Source organism: Bacillus sp. EKM420B (genome assembly GCF_011065565.1).
GTDB lineage: Bacteria > Bacillota > Bacilli > Bacillales > Bacillaceae > Bacillus > Bacillus velezensis.
The window spans coordinates 679,449-705,613 of record NZ_JAAMNX010000002.1 but is presented as its reverse complement, the minus strand read 5'-3'; the positions used below and the strand labels follow the sequence as shown (position 1 = coordinate 705,613).

The 26,165-nt window shown below is 46.9% G+C and carries 25 protein-coding genes; 4 read left to right on the top strand and 21 right to left on the bottom strand.

Annotated elements, in window-relative coordinates:
• Positions 1 to 14: 14 nt before the first annotated feature.
• Entirely contained in the window at positions 15 to 1,160 is a 1,146-nt protein-coding gene (locus G9F48_RS08540; protein WP_071392293.1) for a betaine/proline/choline family ABC transporter ATP-binding protein, read from the bottom strand.
• A 285-nt stretch (positions 1,161 to 1,445) separates the two neighbouring features.
• On the opposite strand from G9F48_RS08540, the gene G9F48_RS08535 reads away from it, so the two are divergent.
• Positions 1,446 to 1,979 (top strand): GbsR/MarR family transcriptional regulator, encoded by a 534-nt coding sequence (locus G9F48_RS08535; RefSeq protein ID WP_003151660.1) that lies wholly within the window; start codon positions 1,446 to 1,448, stop codon positions 1,977 to 1,979.
• Positions 1,980 to 2,012: 33 nt separating this feature from the next.
• Here the strand turns inward: G9F48_RS08535 and opuCD are convergent, their stop codons facing one another.
• Genes opuCD through opuCA form a run of 4 tightly spaced genes read right to left on the bottom strand, consistent with a single transcriptional unit; the run spans position 2,013 to position 5,450 of the window.
• Positions 2,013 to 2,687 carry a glycine betaine/carnitine/choline/choline sulfate ABC transporter permease OpuCD gene (gene opuCD / locus G9F48_RS08530; RefSeq protein ID WP_003151658.1) on the bottom strand — a complete coding sequence of 225 codons (675 nt, stop codon included), beginning with the start codon at positions 2,685 to 2,687 and terminating at the stop codon, positions 2,013 to 2,015.
• A gap of 17 nt (positions 2,688 to 2,704) precedes the next feature.
• Positions 2,705 to 3,598 carry an osmoprotectant ABC transporter substrate-binding lipoprotein OpuCC gene (gene opuCC, locus G9F48_RS08525; RefSeq protein WP_102422576.1) on the bottom strand — a complete coding sequence of 298 codons (894 nt, stop codon included), beginning with the start codon at positions 3,596 to 3,598 and terminating at the stop codon, positions 2,705 to 2,707.
• 37 nt (positions 3,599 to 3,635) lie between these two features.
• On the bottom strand, positions 3,636 to 4,289 hold the full coding sequence (locus G9F48_RS08520) for an ABC transporter permease (RefSeq protein WP_003151654.1): 654 nt from the start codon (positions 4,287 to 4,289) through the stop codon (positions 3,636 to 3,638).
• 21 nt (positions 4,290 to 4,310) lie between these two features.
• Positions 4,311 to 5,450 (bottom strand): osmoprotectant ABC transporter ATP-binding protein OpuCA, encoded by a 1,140-nt coding sequence (gene opuCA, locus G9F48_RS08515; protein WP_062623563.1) that lies wholly within the window; start codon positions 5,448 to 5,450, stop codon positions 4,311 to 4,313.
• Positions 5,451 to 5,710: 260 nt separating this feature from the next.
• On the opposite strand from opuCA, the gene G9F48_RS08510 reads away from it, so the two are divergent.
• A complete protein-coding gene (locus G9F48_RS08510) occupies positions 5,711 to 6,268 on the top strand; it encodes a GbsR/MarR family transcriptional regulator (protein ID WP_014418904.1) in 558 nt (185 codons plus the stop codon).
• 20 nt (positions 6,269 to 6,288) lie between these two features.
• On the opposite strand, the gene G9F48_RS08505 is transcribed toward G9F48_RS08510, so the two are convergent.
• Entirely contained in the window at positions 6,289 to 6,921 is a 633-nt protein-coding gene (locus G9F48_RS08505) for an NAAT family transporter (protein ID WP_003151647.1), read from the bottom strand.
• A gap of 439 nt (positions 6,922 to 7,360) precedes the next feature.
• Between G9F48_RS08505 and G9F48_RS08500 the strand changes: the two genes are divergently transcribed.
• On the top strand, positions 7,361 to 8,071 hold the full coding sequence (locus G9F48_RS08500; RefSeq protein ID WP_015387695.1) for a hypothetical protein: 711 nt from the start codon (positions 7,361 to 7,363) through the stop codon (positions 8,069 to 8,071).
• A gap of 39 nt (positions 8,072 to 8,110) precedes the next feature.
• Here G9F48_RS08500 and G9F48_RS08495 read toward each other — a convergent pair whose 3' ends face one another.
• On the bottom strand, positions 8,111 to 9,901 hold the full coding sequence (locus G9F48_RS08495) for a zinc ribbon domain-containing protein (RefSeq protein ID WP_156735799.1): 1,791 nt from the start codon (positions 9,899 to 9,901) through the stop codon (positions 8,111 to 8,113).
• 131 nt (positions 9,902 to 10,032) lie between these two features.
• Here G9F48_RS08495 and G9F48_RS08490 point away from each other — a divergent pair, with 131 nt between their 5' ends.
• On the top strand, positions 10,033 to 10,494 hold the full coding sequence (locus tag G9F48_RS08490) for a GNAT family N-acetyltransferase (protein ID WP_156735800.1): 462 nt from the start codon (positions 10,033 to 10,035) through the stop codon (positions 10,492 to 10,494).
• A gap of 42 nt (positions 10,495 to 10,536) precedes the next feature.
• On the opposite strand, the gene G9F48_RS08485 is transcribed toward G9F48_RS08490, so the two are convergent.
• The 14 genes from G9F48_RS08485 to G9F48_RS08420 form a co-directional block, all read right to left on the bottom strand.
• Positions 10,537 to 11,772, bottom strand: a complete 1,236-nt coding sequence (locus G9F48_RS08485; RefSeq protein ID WP_003151636.1) for an MFS transporter — start codon at positions 11,770 to 11,772, stop codon at positions 10,537 to 10,539.
• Positions 11,747 to 12,667 (bottom strand): TIM barrel protein, encoded by a 921-nt coding sequence (locus tag G9F48_RS08480; RefSeq protein WP_015387694.1) that lies wholly within the window; start codon positions 12,665 to 12,667, stop codon positions 11,747 to 11,749. The genes G9F48_RS08485 and G9F48_RS08480 overlap by 26 nt, the downstream gene beginning before the upstream one ends.
• A 7-nt stretch (positions 12,668 to 12,674) precedes the next feature.
• The gene (locus G9F48_RS08475) at positions 12,675 to 13,352 is read right to left on the bottom strand and encodes a PIG-L deacetylase family protein (RefSeq protein ID WP_156735803.1); all 678 of its coding nucleotides are present in this window, start codon (positions 13,350 to 13,352) and stop codon (positions 12,675 to 12,677) included.
• Positions 13,315 to 14,073, bottom strand: a complete 759-nt coding sequence (locus G9F48_RS08470) for a WbqC family protein (protein WP_102422561.1) — start codon at positions 14,071 to 14,073, stop codon at positions 13,315 to 13,317. Before G9F48_RS08470 ends, G9F48_RS08475 begins: the two co-directional genes overlap by 38 nt.
• A complete protein-coding gene (locus G9F48_RS08465) occupies positions 14,046 to 14,927 on the bottom strand; it encodes a GNAT family N-acetyltransferase (RefSeq protein ID WP_165409346.1) in 882 nt (293 codons plus the stop codon). The genes G9F48_RS08470 and G9F48_RS08465 overlap by 28 nt, the downstream gene beginning before the upstream one ends.
• A gap of 11 nt (positions 14,928 to 14,938) precedes the next feature.
• Positions 14,939 to 16,195 (bottom strand): aminotransferase class V-fold PLP-dependent enzyme, encoded by a 1,257-nt coding sequence (locus tag G9F48_RS08460; RefSeq protein WP_165409345.1) that lies wholly within the window; start codon positions 16,193 to 16,195, stop codon positions 14,939 to 14,941.
• Positions 16,161 to 17,090 carry an NAD-dependent epimerase/dehydratase family protein gene (locus G9F48_RS08455; protein ID WP_165409344.1) on the bottom strand — a complete coding sequence of 310 codons (930 nt, stop codon included), beginning with the start codon at positions 17,088 to 17,090 and terminating at the stop codon, positions 16,161 to 16,163. The genes G9F48_RS08460 and G9F48_RS08455 overlap by 35 nt, the downstream gene beginning before the upstream one ends.
• Positions 17,087 to 18,217 (bottom strand): DegT/DnrJ/EryC1/StrS family aminotransferase, encoded by a 1,131-nt coding sequence (locus tag G9F48_RS08450; protein WP_238785812.1) that lies wholly within the window; start codon positions 18,215 to 18,217, stop codon positions 17,087 to 17,089. Before G9F48_RS08450 ends, G9F48_RS08455 begins: the two co-directional genes overlap by 4 nt.
• A 49-nt stretch (positions 18,218 to 18,266) precedes the next feature.
• Positions 18,267 to 19,604: a nucleotide sugar dehydrogenase gene (locus G9F48_RS08445; RefSeq protein WP_094247488.1), complete on the bottom strand. Its 1,338-nt coding sequence runs from the start codon at positions 19,602 to 19,604 to the stop codon at positions 18,267 to 18,269.
• Positions 19,605 to 19,869: 265 nt separating this feature from the next.
• Positions 19,870 to 21,150 (bottom strand): M28 family peptidase, encoded by a 1,281-nt coding sequence (locus tag G9F48_RS08440; RefSeq protein ID WP_165409343.1) that lies wholly within the window; start codon positions 21,148 to 21,150, stop codon positions 19,870 to 19,872.
• Between the two features lie 169 nt (positions 21,151 to 21,319).
• Complete coding sequence (gene eno / locus G9F48_RS08435) at positions 21,320 to 22,612, bottom strand: phosphopyruvate hydratase (protein ID WP_007409956.1); 1,293 nt, start codon at positions 22,610 to 22,612, stop codon at positions 21,320 to 21,322.
• Positions 22,613 to 22,639: 27 nt separating this feature from the next.
• Complete coding sequence (gpmI, locus tag G9F48_RS08430; protein ID WP_003151620.1) at positions 22,640 to 24,175, bottom strand: 2,3-bisphosphoglycerate-independent phosphoglycerate mutase; 1,536 nt, start codon at positions 24,173 to 24,175, stop codon at positions 22,640 to 22,642.
• Positions 24,168 to 24,929, bottom strand: coding sequence for a triose-phosphate isomerase (tpiA, locus tag G9F48_RS08425; RefSeq protein ID WP_003151618.1), 762 nt, complete (start codon positions 24,927 to 24,929; stop codon positions 24,168 to 24,170). Before tpiA ends, gpmI begins: the two co-directional genes overlap by 8 nt.
• Before the next feature lie 25 nt (positions 24,930 to 24,954).
• Positions 24,955 to 26,139, bottom strand: a complete 1,185-nt coding sequence (locus tag G9F48_RS08420) for a phosphoglycerate kinase (protein ID WP_003151616.1) — start codon at positions 26,137 to 26,139, stop codon at positions 24,955 to 24,957.
• Positions 26,140 to 26,165: the final 26 nt, after the last annotated feature.

Genomic DNA, 26,165 nt, shown 5'->3' with positions numbered 1-26,165 from the left:
CAATTGAAGCCTCCTCATGACATCACCGCGAGCTGATTCTCTTCTCCCCAGATGGAGTCATAGACGATGTCAACGAGGCTTGCCCTTGTCACGATTCCCGTTAGCCGGCCGTCCTCATCAAGGACCGGCACAAATTTCATGCCTCTTTTTAAAATTTTATGGACGGCGTCGCGAAGCAGAGTGCCGCTTCTGACCGTGTACAGATCCCGTTCAAGCACTTCCGCGACGGTTACCGCTTGTCTTCGTTTGCGGTCAATCATCTCCACATCGACATAACCTTGGAGAACGTTCTTTTCATCAATGACGAGCAGCGAATCCACCCGCTCGGCACGCATCAGCTGAATGGCGGCTGACAGTGTTTTCTCAGGTGTTACCGTCACGGGATCGGGATTCATGATCTGCTCCACCCGTTCAATATCAGGGCTGGATGATTGAATCAGCCGTTCCTTGCCGATAAACTCCTCAACAAATTCATTCGCCGGAAATCTGAGAATCTCATCAGGCGTTCCGGCCTGGACGATTTCTCCCGCTTTCAGAATGACGATTCTGTCCGCAAGCTTGATGGCTTCGTCCATATCATGGGTAACAAATACGATGGTTTTATGTAAGGTTTTTTGCAGTTTTTTAAATTCTTCCTGAAGGGAATCTCTCGTAATCGGGTCAAGCGCCCCGAACGGTTCATCCATTAAGATAAGCGGCGGCTCTGCGGCAAGTGCCCGTAATACACCTATTCGCTGCTGCTGTCCTCCGCTCAGTTCATGAGGGTAACGGTCTAAATATTCAGGCCCCATATCAACGAGCTTTAAAAGCTCCCGCGCCCGTTCCTTCCGTTTTTCGGCAGGATGCTTTAAAAGCTTCGGAACGAGCGTAATGTTCTGCTGAATGGTCATATGCGGAAACAGCCCGATCTGCTGGATGACATAGCCGATGCTTCTTCTGAGTTCCACCGGGTCTTGTTCCATAATGTTTCGGCCCTCTATCAGGATTCTGCCTTCTGTCGGTTCAATTAAGCGGTTGATCATTTTCATCGTCGTCGTTTTGCCGCAACCGCTCGGTCCGATAAAACAAATAAATTCGCCTTTGGCGATATTCAGGCTGATGCTGTTGACGGCTTTTTTCCCGCCTTTATACGTTTTCGAGACATTTTCTAATGTCAGCAAACACTCACACCTCCGATATTAAATTTGTTCAAATCGTTAAATTCAAATTTAACTTTTCAGACAATTGAACGTTTCCCATTATAAATTAAACTTTGTAAATTAAAAAGTTTACAATTTGTCCATATTATATATAAAGGTTGTGTAAGCACTGATTTACCCGTATTGACCGGCAAAGTTCTTCTTATTGCTCCGAATTACTGCCAAATTCTCTCGGAAGAGCATTTCCGCCGGTTTAAAAATGTGGTATATTGACATCGGAATTGCTGACTGAAAGGATTGAAACTGTTGGAGAAAGATCCGTTACACGTAATCGAACAAGCTGAAGATCATTTGATAGAACGAATCGCTGAAAATATGCATACATTCGGAATGCCGGCGACGGTGGGGCGCATTTTAGGCATTATTTATATGAACCGCAAGCCGATGACCTTAACTGAATTATCAGAAGCGACCGGCATGAGCAAAACGAGAATGAGCCAGGCGGTCCGTGAAATGCTTGACGTCAATCTGGCGGAAAAAGTGTTTGAAAAAGGCGTCCGCAAAGATTTATACGACGTCGAGCAGGATTATTATCAAACCTTTATTACGCTGTTTACGGCCACATGGAGCAAGGTCGTCAGCAAAAATAAGATGATGCATAAAAAACTGAACCGCGAACTGACGGCCGTCCTTGAAAACGGCGTGCCGGAAGAAGCTGAGGAAAAAATCAACGAACTGCTGAAAGAATTAAAGGATTGGCTTGATTACTACAACTGGATCAGCCGTCTGATCGAGTTTTTTGAAAGCGAAGAAATATTCAAGCATGTTCCGAAGCCATAAGAAAAAAACGCCCTGACCCGCAAGGCGTTTTTTTCATGCCGCATTCGGCGCTTTGGTTCGTTTTTTCTTTCTCACCGGACTCAGCGCCCGCTCCAACCATGCCATCACAAGATCTGCAATAACGGCCATCAGCGCTGTCGGGATGGCGCCGGCTAAAATAATCGCGGTTCCGTTCGTGGCGTTTGAGCCCCTGACAATGATGTCACCGAGTCCGCCCGCGCCGACAAACGTACCGATTGCCGTAATGCCGATCGCGATAACGAGCGCCGTCCGCAGCCCCGCCATGATGACAGAAAGCGCAAGCGGCAGCTCCACCATGCGGAGCACCTGAAATTTGGTCATGCCCATCGCTTTTCCCGATTCAAGATAAGCATGTTCAATGCTGGCGATTCCGGTGTACGTATTCCGGATGATCGGAAGAAGCGAATATAAAAACAGCGACAAAATCACCGTATTGGCGCCGAGCCCCATGACGAGCATCAGCACCGCAAGCATCGCAAGCGCCGGCACGGTCTGAATCACGTTAGTCACCGCGAATACCCAGCCGCTTAATGTTCTGTACCTGGCAATGAAGATGCCGAGCGGGACCCCTACGATCGCCGCAAATAAAACGCCGTATACCGACATGAGAAAATGGCGGTAAAACTCCTGAAGCACATAGGCGCCGTTTTGAGAATAATAAGTGCCGAGCTGCTGCAGCACTTCCATTTGCCCCACCTCATTTCTTATTCAAAATAATGATGTTTCTCCAAAAATTCTTTAGCGACGACGGACGGTTCTTTCAGCTTGCCGTCCACCTCGTAATTCAATTCCTGCATCGTTTCCGTATCGATTTTGCCGATCAGTTTATTCACAATGCCCTTCAGTTCAGGATGCTGCTTCAGCACGCTGTCGGGAATGACCGGCGAACAGTCATACGGCGGGAAAAACTGCTTGTCGTCTTTTAAAATTTTCAGATCGTACGCTTTAATCCGTCCGTCCGTTGAATAGGCGAGGACGGCGTCCATTTTCCCGTTTTTCACGGCATCGTATACAAGTCCGATCTGCATCGGATAGGTTGTGCCGAATTCATAGCCGTACGTGTCGGTGAAGCCCTTATAGCCGTCGCCTTTTCTTTTCAGCCACGCATTGTCTACACCGAGCTTAAATTGATCCGCATACTTCTTAATATCGGATACTTTGTCTAAATGGTCTTTTTCCGCAAGCTCTTTCGTGACGGTAAAAGCGTATGTGTTCTCAAATCCGTAAGAATCAAACCATTTGTAATGGAAGCGTTTCTCAAATTCCTTCTGGACGATAGATAATGCTTTTTTCGGGTCTTTTTCCGCTTCCATGCCGAGGGTGCTCGTTAAATCCGTTCCCGAGTAGCGCGTCGCGGCGATATCGATTTCACCGCCGAGCATCGCCTGCTGCTGGACATAGTTCGATCCGAGGTTTTTAATTAATGCCGTATTCAAGTCTGTATTGTGCTCAATCATCTGTGCAATCATATTGGCGATAATTTCTGATTCCGTCATGCTTTGCGCCCCGATTTTAATCGTATCATCGGAAGCCCCGCTCAGGCCGGGAAGGGAACAGCCGCCCAGAAGCAGAGCAGCCGACAGCGCCAGTGCGCACATCCATCTCTTTTGGTTTCTTTTCAAAACAGCCAACTCCTTATGATACTTCCTTCAGTCCTTTCAGCCCTTTCGGCGTCACCTTCCGTTCCGTCGCCGCCAGCAGATAATCAATGATAATGGCTAAAATGGTGACGGGCACGGCGCCGCCGATAATATATTCAGGCTGATAGAGATTCAGGCCGATAAAAATATAGTCTCCGAGCCCGCCGCCCCCGATAAAGGAAGCAAGCGTCGCCCAGCCGATCAGATAAATGGTGGATGTGCGGATGCCCGCCATGATCACCGGAACCGCAAGCGGCAGTTCCACAAGCCTGATCTGCTCCCAGACCGTCATCCCGATGCCTTTTCCCGATTCCAGCAGATTTTTGTTTACGCCTTGAATGCCGGTATACGTGTTTCGGAGAATCGGCAGCACCGAATAGAAAAACAGCGCGACGATCGCGGGCACCTTTCCCACGCCTAACAGCGGGATAAAAAATGCCAGTATCGCGAGACTCGGCAAGGTCTGCACAATATTGACGGCGCCGATGACGGCGCCTGCGCCCTTTTTCATTCTCGTCAGCGCCACTCCGAGCGGAACGGCGACGACAATGCCTAATATGACGGCGATGATCGAAATGTATAAATGCTCCCACGTTTTATATAACAGTTCTCCGCCGTTCGTCTGCAAAAACTTGATCATTTCATTCATTGTAAGCGTTCCTCCCCCTTGTCAGCCTGTCACCAGCTGGTCTTCCTCGCCCCAGATTGAATCGTAAACGATGTCGACAAGGCTCGCTCGCGTGACGATTCCGACTAAATGCCTTTGTTCATCAACGACGGGTACATATTTCATTCCGCGCTTTAAAATTTTGCGTACGGTATCACGCAGCAGTGTCCCCTGCTCGACCGTATAGAGATCAGAGCGGAGCACGTCGCCGACGAGGCTCGCTTTTTTCCGGTTCTGATCAATGATCTCGACATCGACATACCCTTGCAGCACATTCAGGTCATCAACGACAAGCAGGGAATCGACACGGTGCTCCCGCATCACTTGGATCGCCTGCGAAAGCGTTTTGTCCGCCGTAACGGTGACAGGCTTTTTGTTCATCATCTGCTCGACGCGCTCAATGTCCGGTCTTGATTGCAATAACCGTTCTTTGCCGATAAATTCTTCGACAAACTCATTAGCCGGATTCCGGAGAATGTCATCAGGAGTGCCGGCCTGAACGATCTCTCCCGCTTTTAAAATGACGATCCGGTCAGCCAGCTTAATGGCTTCATCCATATCATGGGTTACAAACACAATCGTTTTATTCAATGTTCTTTGCAGTTTTTTGAATTCTTCCTGAAGGGAATCCCGTGTAATCGGGTCAAGCGCTCCGAACGGTTCATCCATAAGAATAAGAGGCGGTTCCGCTGCAAGGGCGCGCAGCACGCCGATTCTCTGCTGCTGTCCGCCGCTCAGCTCGTGAGGATAGCGGTCTAAATATTCCGGGCCCATATCGACGAGCTTCAAAAGCTCCCGCGCCCGTTCCTTCCGCTTTTGTTCCGGCCATTTCAGCAGTTTCGGCACGAGGGAAATGTTCTGCTGAATGGTCATATGAGGGAAAAGTCCGATCTGCTGAATGACGTAGCCGATTTTCCGTCTCAGCTCCACCGGGTCCTGCTCCATAATGTTTTCGCCATCGATAAAAATCTTTCCGGATGACGGCTCAATCAGTCTGTTAATCATTTTCATCGTCGTCGTTTTTCCGCAGCCGCTCGGCCCGATAAAACAAATAAACTCGCCTTTTTCGATATTTAAATCAATGCTGCTGACAGCTTTTTTTCCGCCTTTATAGACTTTCGATACATTTTCTAATCTCAGCAATCCGTGCACCTCCGAAGGGTTCCGTTATTTTTCTGAAAAGTATAATCTTTATTATAAGATGAAATTTGTAAAATAAAAAGTTTACAATGTGTTGAAATTATATACAATATACGTATTTTTTCATGTTATCCCGCTGACAATGCGGATGTTCTTACAATCGCTCCCGATAGCTCGCATATCCTGCCGCATCATCTTTTTCATCAACTGTAAAAAATATGATATATTGTCAGCATGAAAAGCCAGTGAAGGGATGATCAGCCGTGGAAAAAAACGCTCTTGATATCATCGGGCATGCTGAAGAGCATCTCATTGAGAGAATCGCCGAGAATATGCATACATTCGGAATGCCGGCCACACTTGGTCGTGTGCTCGGTATTATTTATATGAACCGCAAGCCGATGACGTTAAATGAGCTGTCAGAGGCGACCGGGATGAGCAAAACGAGGATGAGCCAGGTGGTCCGTGAAATGACTGATGCCAATCTGGCGGAAAAAGTGTTTGAAAAAGGCGTTCGCAAAGACCTTTACGACGTGGAGCGTGATTATTACCAGACGTTTATCTCCCTGTTTACGGCAAATTGGACAAAGGCGGTCAGCAAAAACAAAATGCTCTATAAAAAGCTGAACCGCGAGCTGACTGAGCTTCTGGAATCGGAAAATCTCAGTCCCGATATTGAAGAAAAAGCCCGTCAGCTTTTGGATGAACTGACGGATTGGCTCCATTATTATGACTGGCTGAGCCGTTTGATAGAATTTTTTGAGAGTGAAGAAGTGTTTCAGCATGTGCCGAAAATAGAAAAAAGCAGCACCCGAAGATAACCGGGCGCTGCTTTTTTAAGTCAGGAAACCAATATCGGGAACATGCCTTTCAGACCGGCGCCGATCATGCCGATCGCCACCACCGCCAAAATCAGCCCCATCAGTCGGGTAATGACGTTCATTTCGGTTTTCCCGAGCTTATTGCTGATGAAAGATGAATAGTGAAAGAAGATGAACGTCATCGCGATGACGGCCGCAATGCCGATAAGCACGCTGATGTAATGGATGATGCCGCCATGGCCGGCCGACAGACTCATCACCGTCGCGATCGTACCGGGTCCGGCGATAATCGGAATCGACAAAGGCGTCACGGATATATCGGCTTTCTCCTTGCTCTCCCCTTTCTCTTCATGATGGAGAGACTGTACATGAGATTTCTTCGCGTTCAGAAGATTATAAGCGATGCCGAAAATAAAAATGCCGCCCGCGATACGCAAGGCATGAATGTTAATGTCGAACAGTTTAAAGATCAGATGGCCGAAGATTAAAAAAGCCGCCAAGATGATAAACGACAGCACGGAAGCCTTGCGTGCGATCGCTGTCCGTTCTTTCTCCGGGTACCCTTCCGTCAGTGAAAGAAAAATCGGCACGTTTCCGATGGGATTGGAGACTGCAAACAGTGAAATGAAGACATGAATGATGAATGAAAACATGCGTACCTCCTTATGGCTTGCCATTATTGAGTTATGTTTTGTTCTCCGCTGTTTCTTATGCATGATTTTTACCCCGGGGTCTGCTTTTTATAACCTCAGCCGGACGATCCGGAAAACAGAAAAAACCGTCCTTGTAAGGACGGTTTTTTTCTGTTTGCTATCTCCATAAGCCTTTTCCGAATTTCAACAGCCGATAAAGCATTTTCAATTTTTTTAGCATGCGTTAATTTCCTTTTTCACTCTGAATCAATGCGCCGAGAGACATGATATCTGTCAGCTCCAATAAAATTCTACCATAATGGGTACTTTTTCTCTATTATCAATTCATAGAGAAGGTGATTTATATATCTTTAGAAAACTCCGTTACATCCGTCCTATTTTCTTTTATAATGTAAATATTGAACAAAATCCCTATATTACTTGTAAAAGGAGTTTTAGAATGTATTGTTCTCAATGCGGCCATCATACTGATGGCGGAAAATTTTGTGAAAAGTGCGGTGCGCCCCAGCCCGGGCAGGGAGGCGCAGGCCAAACACAGGGTCAGGCCGCTCAGGCCGGCGCCGCGGCTAAGCAGGCTTCAAAGCAATTTGCCTTATTCGTGCTTGATGTGTTAAAGAGACCGTATCAAACATGTAAAACGACAGGCGGCGAACAGCTTGTCAGCAGCATCATCAACATGGTGCTTTTTTGCCTGGTGACGCCGATTATGTTTTATATTCTCTTATCAGACGGCTTTCGTGACGTCAGTTTTACCGCGGTTGTGATCAAACCGGCGCTTACCTTTGCATTATGCGTTTTCTGCCTGTATCTCTTGATTTTTATCGCTTTGAAGGCCGGCGGCGCGCAGGTGTCATTTAAAGATTCGCTGTCCAGATTCGGAGCATTTTTGATTCCGTTTACAGCTATTTTGCTTCTTGCCCTCATTTTTATGCTGCTTCATACAACCGTTTGCTTTACCATTCTGGCTGTCGGTCTTTTAGGAGCGGCGTTTGCCGTGCCTCCGCTCATGCTGGCGAGCTATCAGCATCAGCTCACGGCTAAAGCGGATATCATTTATTCTGTTATCGTCATCTATTTGATCATTTGCGTAACGTTTCAATTCACGATCAAGCATTATATGAAAGAACTCATGAATTATTTCTTCTTTTAAAAACGGAAACCCCGCCGCCTGATTGGCGCGGGGTTTTTTTTATTGAATGGATGTTAAATAAATTCTTCCGTCTTTGACAACGCCGCCATACGTCCAATTGTATGTTCTGAGCTTCGGACTGCCGCCGGCTTTCGTAATATAAAACTCCTCGTACGTATGAATCGTCAGATGAGAGCCTTTCTGTGAAAAGCTTTTGACATTCACTTTATTAAATACTTCAGTCGTCCCCTCGCTGTACAGTTTTTTGACCAGTTTCTGCTGATCAGCATACAAAGGGCTTCCCTCTTCTATATTGCCCGCCATGATGGCAAAATTGTTAAGGCTGACGGCGCTTGATTGATTTGTCAGGTAATCAGTCATAAACGATGTGACTTGCTCGTTTGTCACGCTGCCTGAAGCTGTATTTCCTTTGGAAGATGCCCATGCGGATGTATAGGTTTTCGGCTGGTCGTTTTTTATTTTTTTTACATTTGTCCCAGAAGAATCTGAGGCAGGGTCAGCTTTTTCGAAAACCCATTTTTTATGTTTTGTATCATATGAGAGTACATAATGAAAGCTCGGCTCAGCCTCTTCCATATCAGGCTTCGTATTCCCGTCGAAATAAGCAGACTCATGAAGCTCTTTACCCGTAACAGTTACTTGCCAGCGGCCGTTCTCTTGAGAAATCGCAAATGAATCCAGATCAAAGCTTGTCTCTTTATACTGATCTTTCAAAAAGGTGCCGGAACTCTTCATGCCGGATACCACTTCTTTCGTCTGCTCTTTCCAGGCGGAACCAGCCTCGGTCATCTGATCGGTATTTCCGTCTGCCATCGCCTTTGTATACTGCTTCGTTGTTTTGACAATCGTGTCCATAATTGTTTGTTGTGTATCTTGATCCGGGATAAGCGTTAATTCCATATCAGTACCGTTGATCGGAACATCGGCAGTTTTCATTTTTCCCCAAGGAAAATCAGCCTCCACGGCGGCTGTCATGGAACCGTCAGTTAAGAGCGGACCGTATGTAACGGATTTAAACGGATCTTTATGGACGGACTTGCCGTTTATCAGCAGATCGCCTTTCGCGTTTTTGAAGCTGTCTGCCGGAGTGAACGTCACATCCTCGGCGTCTAACGGCAGGTCAAAATCAACATTCCGGCTGCCGGCCGCCTCTGCCTCTTGCTTTTTGACAACGTCAACCGTGTCATTTTTAAGCTTGGCTTCCGCCGTGTAGACACCGGGTGCATACGGGCCGAAGATTTGGGTTTCATCGGCTTTTTTGACCGTACCTGTTTTCTCGCTGTTGATATAAAGATCGGCGCCTTTATAATTGCTGGTGACGCGGAAATAAACCGGATCGACTTTCAGTTCGTAATGGTCAAACAATAGAAGGGTTTTACCCTCTTTTTTGACGTATACCGCATCTTTTTCTGATGAATTGCCGCGAAGCGTTGCCAGCAGTTCATCGTGTTTCTTTGCGTATGCAAGGAGCGGTTTGACATTGGTCTCATTCAGCTTCAGTTTTTTGTCTGAAGGAGTGAGCAGGGCTGCGAGCTTTTTCGTGTCCCCGTCATGAACTGCCTGTTCGAATTGATCTGTGAGCCTTTTTTCAGATGTCAGCCAGGCTCCGGTTTTATATGCGGCAATCAATAAGATCAGCGCTGCGGCAATGCCGCCCCATATGAAGAGCGTTTTTTTAGGGATCGGATTTCTCATTTGTGAAGCAGGTTCAGCCGCTCTTACAGCCGCCTGCCGTTCAAGCCGGCTTCCTTTCCCGATCGGTTTTCCGCATTCTTTACAGAAATGCGCCTCTTCGTTGTTCTGTCGGCCGCAATACTTACAAAAAAACATGACTTTCCTCCTATTCAATCTGCAAAACTTGTATAACTTTTCCTATGTTTCATATTTTATAATAAAGTAGAATGATTTTGGAGTTATTTTGAAAAATAGCTGTCGATCATAATGGAGGAGGAGAAACGGACATGCAAAAACTGAGCATCCGAAAAGCCGCGGAGCCGGATGAAGCGCTGTATGAACTATTGCTTCTGGCCGATCCGTCGAAAGAGATTGTCGATGATTATCTTGTAAGAGGAGAATGCTATACGGCTTGGACGTCAGACAAGCTTGCAGGGGTTTACGTCTTATTGCAAACAAGGCCTAAAACCATAGAAATCGTAAACATCGCGGTAAAAGAATCGCTGCAGAACAGGGGATTCGGAAAACAGCTGGTGCGGGATGCCATTGAAAAAGCGAGAGAATCGGGAGCTGACACGATTGAAATCGGCACCGGAAATTCCAGTATTCATCAGCTGTCACTCTATCAAAAATGCGGATTCCGCATTCAGGCTGTCGACCATGATTTTTTTATCAGACATTATGATGAAGACATTTTTGAAAACGGCATTCAATGCCGGGATATGATACGGCTTTATTTGGATTTATGATAAAAGGGCGCCGGCTGACATCGGCGCCCCTTCGTTTAACATTCAGACGGATTGATCCGCTTGTTTCTCTGTATTTCTTTGACTCCCTTGTCTGACTGAAAAAACAGCAAAAACGATCGTAAGGGTCAGTCCGACCGCCGCAAAAATATAATCCGCATTCATCAACAGCAGAAGCCCTGTGTAGACAGCGGCCGACAGCGGTTCACCCATTTTGACAATGGAAAAAATCAGTGCAAAGACCCTTCCGAAATATGCGGCCGGAACCGTCTTTTGGAAATACAGCACCGTTTGCACATCAATATACGAGATGATGATGCCGAGCACCAGGAAGATGATGCACTCAAACCCGTGAAGCGGAAAAAACAGCACCAAAATGAGCAGTCCCGCTGCCGTTAACGTCCGCGGGTACAGCCGGTTCAAGCGTTTTGTATTCCATTTGAAAAATACGGCCAGATTGCCCAAAAGCATCCCCGCCTGAAACATTGAATACATGACGGCAAACCATACAGAATAGTTCTGCTGAAAACGCTCCACAGCAAGAATCGGCCCCATTACTGAAATAAGACCGGCAATGACGAGATTTACGACGAAAAAGTATCCGACCGATGTCAGCCATGCCGCATTTCCTTTCAGCATCCTGTAACCGGCTTTTACATCTTCAGCCCCGTTGCTTTTTTCATTGGGCTGTTCTGAAATACGAATGAACGCGATAAATGCCGCGGAGATAAAAAAAGCAGTTCCGTTTATGGCAAACAGCAGCCCGAACGGAATAGCCGCAATCATGATCCCGCTGATCAGTTTTCCGACGATGAGTCCGATCAAGTCACTCGTATTGATCAAAGATGTCGCCTGATCAAGATGCTGTTTGCGGACGAGCAGCGGAATGATCGCAACTTTCGCCGGCGCAAACAGCATCGATTGCAGAGATAGACAAAAAGCGCACACCCCGGCTATCCACACGGTTAATAAATCGTTCGCGCTGAGCACCGCCAAGAGGATCATGATGACGGCCCGGCCCGTATTGCACAAATACAAGATCGACTTTTTTCGGAATAAATCAATCAGCGGTCCCGCCAGCACGCCAAATGTCAACGGCACAAGTTCGATAAAAGAAATAACGCCGACAAGAATTTTGCTGCCGGTCAATTCCAGCACTAACAGCGGCAGTGCAATAAGCCAGATCCCGTCCGCCGCTGAAGAAAACACCTGCGCACACCAAAGCTTTGCATAGTTCGGTGTTCGATATGTCATATCAGGCCCTTTTTTGATCCTCGGCATCAGAAACACCGCCGAACCATTCCAGCGTTCTCCATGATTCCCGTCTTTCCGTATAATCCTCTTCCATCACCTCAAATACAATGCCGGTATCTTGATTCCGATAAAGCTCCTGCAAAGTATCTGCAGCCCGTCTCAGCAGCTCCTCAGCGATTGTCCCTTCACTCGGATGGCGGCCCTCAAAACAGCGGACGCCGCCATGCGGGAACGCAAGCTGGCGAAATGAGCTGAAGTGATAATGTTTAATGCTCTCTTTTATCGAGAGAAACTGAAAGAAATCCGGGTATCTCAGCTGGTCATTTCTGAACATAAGCGCGGAAGACAAGTGAGTCTGATAGGTAATCGCCCAATGGCACAGATCCCACGTAATACCGACATGCTTCAGATCCAGCTGCACCAGCTCTGTAAAATCCTCAGGATAAATGAAAATCGGATCAAAATCCTCTCCCAGATTCCCGATGATCGGAAGGTTTTCCACACCGATCCAAATGTCCGTCCCTTTCAGCTGCTCATCAAACTCCGCGAAAAACTCAATGATTTTTTTACGGTTTCCTTCCAGGTCATAGACTTGAAATTCCTCAACCGTCATAAATTGATTCGCATGAACGGTTATGCCTTTGGCGCCGTATTTCACAGCGAGCTCCGCAAAGTGATAAAGCTGTTTTTTGATGTGATCTTCATGCACATAATCGGCATGATCTGTCGGGAAATGCAGCGTCAATAATGAAGGATCAAGCTGTTTTGCATATTCCAGCGTCTGATTGAATGTTTTGAGATAATCCGCTTCACTAAAGGAGCGGCCGTCAAAAATATTGGCTTCCAGACCGTATCCCGCTTCCACCCATTTCTCATCGATTTGCTTCGGATCAAGTCCGAAAAACGGAATTTGAGCAATCATAGGACAGTCACCATGTTCCTCTCACAAGCATAAACGCTTCCGCAGCGGAAAAACCCGATTTTGCTCCCCATACACGGGCATTTTGTTCAATCGCCTGCAAAGAACGGGGATGAGGGAAGTCCCTGAGCTCGGAGCCGTAACACGCCATCGATTTCAATTTCGTTTCAAGTTCAGCTTCAATATTAACGAAGAAGTTGGCATGAAACTGATCCTTCTGACAGTAATTCCATTCCGTCGAAGACAATGTTTCATAGGCAAAAACCCGTTTTACCGTATGACCGGGAAGCGGACGGGTTGCGGTCATGACCGCTCTGAATACGACGGAGTGGTCAATATTAATGTCACCGCCGTACTGGGTATACACAATGTCAGGCTGAAAACGATTGATTTGTTTCTCCGCTTCCTTCACGACATCCAGCAAATCCATTGAATCCATTCTGTTATCAGGAAGGTTCAGCCTGACAAAATCATGGATGCCCAAAGTGCTGAGCGCTTGTTCCGTTTCTTGAGCAGAATGCTGCATAACGGACTCTTCAGGCTTCTCATAATCCGTTTTTCTTGATGACTTGCCTTCCGCCATAATGACTGCCGACACGCTGTCACCTTGGCGGACATGTTTGGCGAGCGTGCCGCCGACGCCGATAATTTCATCGTCGGGATGCGCTGCAAATACCATTACTTTCATCATATTGCCCTCCTTTAACTAACATTTCAGCTGTATCCGCTCCGCAGTTCATCAGCATATCAAGCATGGAGAGGTGAGGGATATGCTCCCCGAATAATTGAGGATAGTCAAAATGCCGGATCTGCTGATACTCAATGACAATTCCGTTTCTTTCAAAATCGCTTTCTATTAAATAGTCGGAACCCTGACTGCCTGAATAATAACGATCCGCCCCCAGCTCCCGACAAAGCGCTAAAACAAAATCGCTTTTTTTCTCCTTCCGGCATTCAAGCTCAGAGACATAACAGAGCGGCGTTTCAATTCGGAGCTCTTTTCGGAAAAATTCAATGATGTGCATATTCAAATCATGGAGATATTCCCACTCCCGCTGATAGACATCTTGAAAAAAATGCTGGTACCGCTCAAAATAGGGAGCTTTCGCATAGTTCATCTTAATCGCCATCCAATGTTTTTTCCGCCAATCCTGCGTCTGGTCGATTTTCATATGCCGAAGCTCTATGTCTTTATATTGTTTCATCTGCAAAGGCACCGTCAGCCATCTGGGGCCCTGCGGCGTTTTGATTCTGTTGCGGTTCAGAAACCCTTTTTTCTCAAATTGAGCCGTGTCATGAATGGCAAACAGATCCGACTTATACATTTTTTCAAAAAAACCGTACCACGGCAGATAACTGGATTGATGGCCGCTTATTGTTTTCATTCCGGTTTCGTAAAAAGTCGGCATTGTTTTTCTTCAGCTCCCCAATATCGTTTCGGTCTTGCGATTTCTTTACTGTGTGAATAGCCAAAATCAGCCCATTGAAGCTTGCGGCTGATGGCGAATTGCAAAGCGTCACGCATCAACAAGTAAGAGGCCTGCGCTTTTTTTCCCGCCAGGCTGTTTACATTCTGCCAATAATAGAAATGAGAGCGGTCATAGAGAAAAATACTGCTGCTGATCAGCGTCTCATCCTGATATGCTCCGACCCAAAACATCCGGTCCCCAAACGTGTCAAGCAGTTTTTGGAAAAATCCGTGACTCAGCACATAAGCCGCGCCGATTGCCGCCGTATGCTCCTTGTAGAGTTCGTAAAATGATTCAAGTTCTTGTCGCCCGATCAGCCTGGTGACAATATTCTCTTTTTCAGCGTATCTGACTGCCGTCCGGGCTTTTCCGGAAATGCCCGTCCAAAGTTCGTCAAACGTGTCCGGAAGCGTAAGAATCCGTGTCGCCTTTTCCGTCCACCCTTCCCCGATTTCTTCTGTAAAAGAAGTCTGACCGTACGGCAGCAGCATCCGGGATATGTTCCGGCCGAATATGGCCTCGATTTCACTTTGAAGCCATTCAAATGAGATGGGGCGATCTGAAATAACGCCGCCGTATCCGATCATATTGCCGGATAATACGCCCTTCTGTTCAAAAAGCGGAAGATAGATGACCTGTCCTCCGTCCGTTGTCAGTCTGACAGGGTGAAATGACGTGCCGGGAAGCTCTTCCATGAGAATTCCCCAATCATAGCTTTGAAACAACCCCGCCTGATACATGTCAGCGGCCCGATCCCATGCCTGGCGGCTCGTGCATACTGCTGTTTTTTGCATTGTTATCACCACTATTCAGTCTTATTCTTTTGCTCACAATATGATAAAACGGATTCGGCTATATATCTGACTTGCTCCTTTTGAAGAGGAGGTTTAAACGGCAGAGAAAGAACTCTCTTCCAAAGCGGATCTTCCCCTTCTTCCGCCGCATATGTTTCATAAATCGGAATACGTCCGAGGGGAAGATAGTTCCAGCATGTTTGGATGCCTCTTTCAGCTAAATAAACGGAACACCCGTACCGCTCTTCATCTCTGGGGAATACAATCGTTAAATAATTCAGATGTTCTCCTTCTTGGGGCTGGATCATCTTTATGCCGTACGTCTCTTCCGCCTTTATAAAGATTTCTCCCGCCGTCTCTAAGTTTCGAATGGAAGCTGTTACAAGCTGATCCATACGTGAAAGCTGATCTTCAATAATGGCTTCCCTTGCCGGATGCATGCGAAGCACCGGTACAACAGCCGGTTTATCCGGCAGAGCTTCGAGCTTAGTGGCTTTCATGGAAGGCATGACGCCCGCTTTTCTATAAATATATGAAACGGGATGATGCCGTTGCCGTTTCATAACAGCCTGTATTCTTTGATTTCTGATATAGGATCGATAGTCATTTGCTACTCGGCCGCGCCGTTCCATCGGGGGAGCTGCATTTTGCTTCAGCAATTCTTTCGGCGCGATTAACGCGCCGCCTCCGATACTCGCAAGCGGTTTTGACGGGCCAAAGCTTAAAATGCCGAAATCGCCCAGACCGCCGGCATATGTATCCGCTTGTTTTGTATACATAGCTTGAGCGGCATCATCAATGACAAAAATACCGTGTTCCTTCGCCCAGTCAATGATGGCGGTATTTTCTCTCCGGCCGTATACATGCGTGAGGATAACCGCACACGTCTGCCGCGTCGCTTTTTTTTTGACATCCTCAAACGATAAGGATAGATGCTCATCCAGCTGCGCAAAAACAGGCGTTGCACCGGATTGCAATACGGCATCAATGACATTCGGGCAGCTGAAGGATGAGAAAATCACTTCTTTCCCCGGCCCGGCTCCCGAATAAGTTAAGGCGAGCACCAGTGCCGCACTGCCGCTGGAGGTCAGTACAACCCCTTTTCCGTACCGTTTTTCCAGCTTTTCAGTCAGTCCGCTTTGTCCGGCAGTAAGCAAGTGCTTCACCGCGCGCAGACGGCCGCTGACGGAAAGCTGTCCGGGATAAACGGGGTATTTGACCACTTCCGGGTTTTCAGGAAAGTGAAAGTTTGTGCTTTTGTCTTTCATCTTTAATGATCTCCAGGCCTTCATTCAGACTTACTTTCGGAGCGTAACCGAGTAAACGTTTCGCCTTCTCGATTGACGGCGCCCGTTTAAAAATCTCGATGTCTTTTCCCCTCACGCCGTCTTCGCCCAGCTTTTTAAACAAATAGTTATCCTTCTCTCTGCCAGAGAGCACATTGACTTTTGCAGCCAGTTCTTTTATCGTGATCGGCTGGTCGTTTCCGATATTGAAGTCTTCAAAGACGGCTCCTTCATGAATGAGCGCGAGATAAGTTCCGGTGACGATATCACTGATGTAGCTGAAGCAGCGTATTTGTCCGCCGTCCCCGTAAAGAGGCAGCTCAGAGCCATTCTCGGCCAGGCTGAAAAACTTGTTGATGACAAAATCCTCGCGCTGTTTCGGCCCGTATACATTAAAGTACCGGACGACCCGAATATGAAGCTCGTCGGAAGCCTGTTCTCTCAAATATTCCTCTGATTGCAGTTTGGCTTTTCCGTAAGCCGATTTCGGAAGCTTTCGGCTTGTCTCGGTATAAGGAAAATCAGGTGAATCGCCGAACACTTCTGAACTCGATGAGAAAAGAAGTGTGCTGATTCCCAATTCACCGCATACCTCGGTGACATTTTTCGTTCCTTCAAAATTGACCCGTATGACGTCTTCTTCATTGCTTCGGCAGCTGTCTACACCGACCATTGCCGCCAAATGGACAACCGCATCCGCTCCCCGCAGTGATTCGCGGAGGGACGTCCGGTCAAGGATATCCGTTTGGCGGTATTCAGTGTCAAAAGCCGGCTCCTTTTGGTCTGCAATAATGGTGTGATAACCTTTAGCCTGTAATAATGCCGCCAATTCGCTTCCGATAAAACCGGCTCCTCCGATAATCGCAATATGTTTCATGATCCTACCTCCTGGCTGATAGTCAAAACTTCTTTTATAGACTTGACAATATAGCTGCAATCCTCATCTGATAACTGGCTGTAAAGAGGCAGTGACACGATCTCCCGGAAAACACGTTCAGTAACCGGAAGCTCGGCAGGAAAATGTTTTTGATAGTAAGGATGCATATGCACGGGAATAAAGTGCACGCTCAGCCCGATCTGTTTTTCTTTCATTTTCTCAATAAACAGATCTCTGTCCATACCGCCGTTTTCTCGAATACGTAAAATAAATAAATGCCATGAGTGCGTTATGCCGCTTGGAATGTCAGAAAGCGGAAGCGCCGCTTTGTCAGATTGGCCCGACAGTTCACGCACATAAAATTGAGCGATCTGTGCCCGTTTTTCTTGAATTTCGTTTGCGCGTTTCAATTGAACCAGACCGAGCGCGGCCTGAATATCCGTCATATTATATTTAAAGCCCGGCAGTAACACGTCGTATCTCCAGCTGCCTTTTTCACCGTACCGGTTCCAGGCATTTTTTGTGATGCCGTGCCATCCGTACAGCCTCGCTCTTTCTGCGGCCTGTTCGTCTTTCATGACGAGGGCTCCGCCTTCCCCCGTTGTAATATTTTTGGTGGCATAAAAGCTGAAGCACACGGCATCTCCGTGAGTGCCGATCATGCTTCCGTTATATTTTGTACCGAGCGCATGAGCGGCGTCTTCAATCAGATACAATCCGTTTTCTTTACAAATGGACTGCAAGTTTTCCAGATCAGCCGGATAGCCGGCAAAATGAACCGCAATTACCGCTTTTGTGCGCGGCGTTATTTTCTTCCTGACATCTTCAGGATCGGCACATAGACTTTTCTCGCATATATCCGCAAACACAGGAACGGCTCCGGCGTGCAGGATGACATTGACGCTGGAACAGAACGTGAAGCTCGGCACGATGACTTCATCGCCTTCTCCCACACCGAGCGCCAATAAAGCCATATGTAATGCAGCAGTGCCTGAATTACAGCTGATGACGTGTTCGGCTCCAATACATTCTCCCAGCTTTTTCTCAAAATCGATTACCTTCGGGCCTTTCGAAATCCAGCCCGACTGAATCGTTTCGGTTACGCTTGCGATTTCTTCGTTTGTCATATCAGGTCTGTGAAAAGAGATAAATCGATTACTAATGACCGTTCCCTCCTTATAAAGTGACAACTCTGCAATTGTCGGCTGATTTTTCCCTGCATACATTTCTTGTGTCAAAGATAATCGGTGAGGCATCCTTCAAAATACTGTAGTCGATTACATCGTGATCTGTATGAATGATGATGACGTCGTACTGATTGATTTGTTCTCTTGTGAAAGGGACAGATTGTTTGCGGCTTCCGTCATTCAAGCGGATCTCGCTGATAAACGGATCATGATAATCAATTTTTGCGCATCCCTTGTCCATCAATTCTTCCATTATCGTAAACACTGAGGATTCACGCGGGTCATTTGTATTTTTTTTATAAGCGGCCCCTATTATTAAGATGCTGCATTTGTCTTTGCCCGCCAGTTTCAAAGCATAGTCAGAGACAGAAATCGGCATGTTAGAATTGATTTCGTCCGCCAGATCAATTAATTTTGTCTGCAGCCCTTTTTCATTCGCGATCCATTTGAAGTAAAAAGGATCAATCGGGATACAATGGCCTCCGACTCCGGGGCCAGGGATAAATTTTTGAAAGCCGAACGGCTTCGTGTCCGCCGCGCAGATGACTTCCCATATATCAATATCGAGTTCACGGCAATTAAGCGCCATTTCATTGATAAGAGCTATATTGACATAACGATAAGTATTCTCTAGGAGTTTAGCTGTTTCAGCTACTTCGGGTGAGGTGACCGGGTGAATGCTTGTAACAATGGTGTTGTAAAACGCTGAGGCAAGTTCTGTGCAAGTCTGTGTGGTTCCGCCGACTACTTTAGGAATATCTGAAACTTCATATTGCCTGTTGCCCGGATCGATTCTTTCCGGAGAATAAGCCGTAAAAAAGTCTGTTCCTATTTTCATGCCGCGGCTTGATGCCATTCTGTCGGCAATCTTTTTTTTCGTTGTTCCGGGATAGGTGGTGCTTTCTAAAATTAAAAGCTGATGCTGCCTTCCATAAGCGATCATGCTGTCAACTGCACTGTCGATGTAGGTTAAATCGGGGATCTTGTCTTTTTTGTTCAGGGGTGTCGGTACACATATCACAATGATGTCGCATTTTTGGATGAGCGACATGTCGGCGCTGATTTGAAAGCGTTTTGTTTGTAAAGCCGAGTTCAGTCTGCCGTCCTCTATATCTTGAATATGGCTGCTTCCGGCGGCTAACAAGGAAACCTTTTCACTGTTTTTGTCGAATCCGATCACATTGTATCCTTTATCGACACATTCCAGCGCAAGAGGAAATCCCACATATCCCATGCCTAACACGCCTACTATCGCCTGCTTCGTTTCAATCAGATGTAACAGCCGTTTTTGACCAAGGTTGCTGGCTTCTTTTGTGACAGTATTCATTTTTCGCCCCCTAATAGATAAAAAAGAGTATTGTTTTTTACAATTTAAAACAAATATCGATCGATATCGCAATTATAACAAAAGTTAAAATTTGATAAATGAGTTTTACATCCTTTTGTGAATTAGGTATTATCTATTTATTTTTCTTTTATTTGTAAAGTAAAATCCTGTTAAATGGTATATATCTGGTAACGAGTGAGAAAATCTCCCTTAATTGATAGAATATACAGAAAATAATATAAAAAAACAGGCCGAAGCCTGTTTTTTATTCTTTCATTGCCTCATTTACTGCCGCGGAAACGAGTGCCCCGGCTTTCTCTAGCCGTTCTTTGCTGATGTGTTTCATATTATCATTTTCGGTGTGGTACCAGGGCCCCGGCTCCTGTGTATCGGGGCTGAGCCAAATCCAGTTAGCCGACGGAATCCCCGCTTCATAAAAAGAGACATGGTCTGAGTAACCGAGCTGAATCAGGTTTGGCTTAACCAACCGGGATTTTTCAGCGGCTTTTTCAGCATACCGGACACTCGGGTTTTCCCTGCCGTCAGGAGTCGTGACACACATTTGACTCGCTTCTTCCCAGTCAGTCGCAATCATATCGGCATTAAAATTGGCCTGGCTGTGCTTTCTTTCATTGTTCGTGAGTGTACTGACGTAATAAGATGAACCCGCAGACCATAATTCTTCTGCACCGAACAGGATAAAGCGGATCTCTTTGTCTTTCGGTATGTGTGTCAATTGCTTGCTGATTTCCAGAACGGCAGATGTGCCTGAGGCGTTATCATCCGCTCCGGGCGCGCCTTTTACGCTGTCATAATGCGCTGTGACATAAATAATATCAGCATCAGAAGGGTTGGCCTGTGCCGCTTTGCGCGTTCCTATGATATTTTGTGAGGTGCGGTTTTTATAGTTTTTAAATTGAATGACTGCCTGCTTTTCCTGCAGCAATGCTTCACCGTCTTCTTTTTTCATACCCGCCGCCGGTATCGTGATTCCTTTATCGGTATGCGGACGGACGGCGAGCGGTTTTGTTGTCTGATTATAAATAATGACTGCTTTGGCTCCCGCTTGTTCGGCATGTTTGATCTTTTGAGAAACGGGGATCTTTCCTTCGCGTATCACCGCAATCTTTCCTTTGGCTCCTGTTACGTCATTGCGTGATCCGCAGCCGCCGTCAAAAATCCCGCCTTCTATTTTGAGCTCTTTTTCAACAGCGGATTGATCAGCGGAGCGGAGCGGGAATTCATGATCTCCCGCTGTGACTGAACCTGAAAAGTACTTTTTCAATGGAAATGACTGTACTTTGACACTGGTGCCCTGAGCCCGCAGACGATTCGATATGTATTCAGCCGCTTCCTTTTCTTTCGCAGTTCCGGTTTCCCGCGGACCGATGGTTTCACTCAGATCATGCATAGTGTCCAATGCCTCATCAGCATCAAAAACCGGCGCGGTCACAGTTGAATAAGCATGAGTTTCGGACAGCGGCCCGGCAGATGCGCCCCATATGACGCTTGCTGCCACCGCGGCTGACATAAATGAAAATTTCATCATAATCCCTCCTCTTATTAACACCTCTTCCCTTTCGATTGAAGTACACTGATTCCTTTAAAAAGGGGGGAAAATGAATATTATTGACCAAATGAAGATGATGAAAAAGGAGGGAAAAGCCCGGGAGCATAAAAAAACGCCGGGAGATATTCTCCCGGCGTCCATTCCATTACTTATTTAAGTTATAGAAAGAGTTGATACCGTGGTATTGAGCAGTTTCAGCCAACTGATCTTCGATGCGAAGAAGCTGGTTGTATTTCGCAACACGGTCCGTACGGGACGGAGCACCTGTTTTGATTTGTCCTGCATTAGTTGCCACAGCGATGTCAGCGATTGTGCTGTCTTCAGTTTCACCGGAACGGTGAGAGATAACGGCAGTGTAGCCTGCGCGTTTCGCCATTTCGATCGCATCGAATGTTTCAGTCAATGTACCGATTTGGTTTACTTTGATCAGGATAGAGTTGCCTACGCCGTTTTTGATACCTTCAGCAAGCTTTTTCGTGTTTGTAACGAAAAGGTCGTCACCGACAAGCTGAACTTTTTTGCCAAGACGCTCTGTAAGAAGTTTGTGGCCTTCCCAGTCGTTCTCGTCAAGTCCGTCTTCGATAGAGATGATTGGGTATTTAGAAACCATTTCTTCGTACCAGTCAACCATTTCAGCAGATGTTTTCACAACGCCTTCGCCAGACAGATGGTATTTGCCGTCTTCTTTGTTGTAGAACTCAGAAGATGCAGCATCCATAGCAAGCTTCACTTCTTCACCAGGTTTGAAGCCGGCTTTTTCGATTGCTTCAACGATTGTTTGAAGCGCTTCTTCGTTAGAACCAAGGTTCGGAGCGAATCCGCCTTCGTCACCTACAGCTGTGTTCATTCCTTTAGCAGAAAGAACTGATTTCAGGCTGTGGAAGATTTGAGCGCCCATGCGAAGCGCTTCACGGAAGTTAGGCGCGCCTACAGGCATAATCATGAATTCTTGAATGTCTACGTTGTTGTCAGCATGCTCTCCGCCGTTTACGATGTTCATCATCGGTACAGGAAGCGTTTTTGAGTTGAATCCTCCAAGGTATTGGTAAAGAGGAATCTGTAAGAAATCAGCTGCTGCGCGCGCACAAGCCATAGATACGCCAAGGATTGCGTTCGCACCGAGTTTGCCTTTGTTTTCAGTACCGTCAAGCTCGATTAAAAGCTGATCGATTGCGTTTTGTTCAGTTACGTCAAAGCCGAGAAGCTCTGGAGAAATGATTTCGTTTACGTTGTTAACAGCAGTTAACACGCCTTTTCCAAGGTAACGGTCTTTGTCGCCGTCACGAAGCTCAACCGCTTCGTATTCACCTGTAGAAGCTCCGCTTGGCACTAATGCGCGGCCGAAAGCTCCTGTTTCTGTATATACTTCAACTTCAACTGTCGGGTTGCCGCGGGAGTCAAGGACTTCGCGTGCATAAACATCAACAATGTATGGCATGAGTTTGTCTCTCCTTTTGATTTACGCTTATTTTTGAATTAAAGATGTTCCGGTCATTTCTTTCGGTTTTTCAACACCGAGAAGGTCTAATAACGTTGGTGCGAGGTCGCCTAGGATTCCGCCTTCGCGCAGCGTCACGCCTTCTTTCGTCACAATAACAGGGACTGGGTTTGTCGTATGGGCAGTGTGCGGTTCGCCTGTTTCTGTAATCAGAATGTCCGCATTACCGTGATCAGCGGTAATGATGGCATGTCCGCCTTTAGCGATAATGGCGTCAACCACTTCGCCTAAGCATTCGTCCACTGCTTCAATTGCTTTAATCGTCGGTTCGACCATTCCGGAGTGGCCGACCATGTCAGGGTTTGCAAAGTTCAGGATGATCGCGTCGTGCTTGTCAGCCGCGATTTCTTTTACAAGAGCATCCTTCACTTCATACGCGCTCATTTCAGGCTTCAGGTCATATGTCGCGACCTTCGGCGAGTTAATGAGGATGCGCTCTTCGCCCGGGAATTCTTCTTCGCGGCCGCCGCTCATAAAGAACGTAACGTGCGGATACTTTTCAGTTTCTGCAATGCGAAGCTGTTTTAACCCGTGCTGTGCTAATACTTCACCGACCGTATTGTCAAGGTTTACCGGTTTAAAAGCCACATATCCGTCAACAGATTCACTGAAGTGAGTCAGGCAGACGAAATACAGGTTTTTCGGATGATTTTCACCGCGGTCGAAATCGCGGAAATCTTTGTTGGTAAACGTGTTTGAAATCTGGATGGCGCGGTCTGGTCTGAAATTATAGAAAATCACAGAATCGCCGTCATGAATTTTCGCAACGGGTTCACCGTTTTCTTTTGTGATGACGGACGGAATGACGAATTCATCATGAATGCCGTTCGCATAAGAATCGTCGACTACATCCATCGCGCTGCGGTAAGACGGGCCTTCGCCGTAAGCCATTGCGCGGTACGCTTTTTCCACACGGTCCCAGCGTTTGTCGCGGTCCATGGAGTAGTAGCGTCCGGAAATGCTGGCGATTTCGCCGACACCGATTTCTTCGATCTGCTCATTCAGCTGCTGAATGTAAGTTTTTGCCGTTTGCGGACCTACATCGCGGCCGTCGAGGAAACCGTGAATATACACCTTCGTCAGTCCTTCACTTTTCGCAAGTTTCAGCAGCGCGAATAAATGATTGATATGACTGTGTACACCTCCGTCAGAAAGAAGGCCGAACAGGTGCAGCGCTTTGTCGTTGTCTTTCGCGTTTTTGATGGCGTCAAGGAACGTTTGATTGCGTTCGAATTCGCCTTCGCGGATGGCAACGTTCACGCGTGTTAAGCTTTGGTACACAATACGTCCTGCACCGATATTCAAATGTCCGACTTCAGAGTTCCCCATCTGTCCTTCAGGCAGTCCGACTGCCTCGCCTGATGCCGTCAGCGTCTGATGAGGGTATTGGTTCCAATAACGGTCGAAATTCGGTTTTTTCGCTTGTGCGACTGCGTTTCCGACTGTTTCATTGCGTAATCCGAACCCATCAAGAATGATGAGTGCAGCTGGTTTTTTACTCATATTGACCTTCCTCCAATAATTGAACGAATGACTGCGGTTCAAGGCTTGCGCCGCCGACCAAAGCACCGTCAATATCGGACTCTGCCATATATTCTTTAATATTTGCAGGTTTTACGCTGCCGCCGTATTGAATGCGGAGCTTATCAGCAGTTTCCTGGCTGAAGCTTTCAGCAACGACTTTACGGATATGCGCGCAGACGTCATTTGCATCTTTCGCTGTAGAAGATTTGCCTGTTCCGATTGCCCAGATTGGCTCGTACGCAATAACGGAAGCAGCAACTTGCTCTTCAGAAAGACCCGCAAGACCTTTTTTCACTTGATCGGCAACAAGATCATTTGTTTTTCCGGCTTCGCGCTCTTCAAGCGTTTCACCTACGCAAATGATCGGCACAATGCCGTGTTTGAAAGCGGCATGCGCTTTTTTGTTAACTGTTTCATCAGTTTCAGCGAACATTTCACGGCGCTCAGAGTGTCCGATGACGCAGTAATCCACGCCAAGGTCTTTCAGAGCGACCGGGCTGATTTCACCTGTGAACGCACCGTTTTCTTCAAAATGCATGTTTTGGGCGCCGACTTTCAGGTCAGTTCCTTTAACAGCAGAAGTCAGCTTTTCTAAGAAAAGAGCTGGTGCGCAAACAACGGCTTCCGCTTTGTCTGCTGCTGGAATGGAAGATTTCACTTCTTCAACGAAGCTGACAGCCTCGCCGAGTGTTTTGTTCATTTTCCAGTTACCGGCTATAATTGGTTTTCTCATCTGTTCCACTTCCTTATAGCAGTTTTTATTTATCGTTCAGCGCAGCTACACCCGGAAGCTCTTTGCCTTCCATGAATTCAAGGGATGCGCCGCCGCCTGTTGAGATATGGCTCATTTTGTCAGCAAGGCCGAATTTTTCAACGGCTGCCGCAGAGTCTCCTCCGCCGATGACAGAGTATGTATCGTTTGCCTCTGCCAATGCTTCAGCCACTGCTTTTGTGCCTTGAGCGAACAAGTCGATTTCGAATACGCCCATCGGTCCGTTCCATACGACAAGTTTGCTGTTTTTGATAACTTCAGCGTACGTTTCGCGGGTTTTCGTTCCGATGTCGATCGCTTCTAAATCACTTGGGATCTCAGAGATCGGCACGATTTGAACGTTTGCATCGTTAGAGAAATCATCAGCAACGAGAACGTCTTCCGGCATATAGAATTTAACGCCTTTTTCTTTCGCGCGGTCCATGAATGATTTTGCAAGTTCGATTTTATCTTCTTCAAGAAGAGATTTACCGACTTCATAGCCAAGCGCTTTTACGAATGTGTAAGCAAGACCTCCGCCGATGATCAGGTTGTCCACTTTATCAAGCAGACTTTCGATTACGCCGATTTTGTCTTTTACTTTCGCGCCGCCGATGATTGCCGTAAACGGGCGCTCAGGATTTGTCACGGCTTTGCCGAGAACGTCAAGCTCTTTTTCCATCAGGAATCCTGCAACCGCCGGCAGATGCTCGGCAATTCCGGCTGTAGATGCGTGAGCACGGTGGGCAGCACCGAATGCGTCATTGACATATACATCCGCAAGCTCAGCAAATGCTTTAGCAAGCTCAGGATCGTTTTTCTCTTCACCAGGGTAGAAACGTACGTTTTCCAATACAAGAACGTCTCCGTCCTTCATATCAGAAATTTGTGCTTTTACAGCATCGCCGTAAGCTTCATCCGCTTTTTTCACTTCTTTACCGAGCAGTTCGCCTAAGCGTGCAGCGACAGGAGTTAAACGAAGCTCCTCAACCACTTCGCCTTTCGGGCGGCCTAAGTGGCTCGCAAGAAGGACTTTCGCGCCTTGGTCTGCAAGGTGTTTGATTGTTGGAAGCGCAGCGCGGATACGAGTATCGTCTGTTACTTCCCCGTCTTTCATTGGAACGTTAAAGTCAACGCGGCAGAATACGACTTTGCCTTTTACGTCGATGTCTTTTACTGTTTTTTTATTCATGCCTTAGGAGATCCTCCTTCAAAATG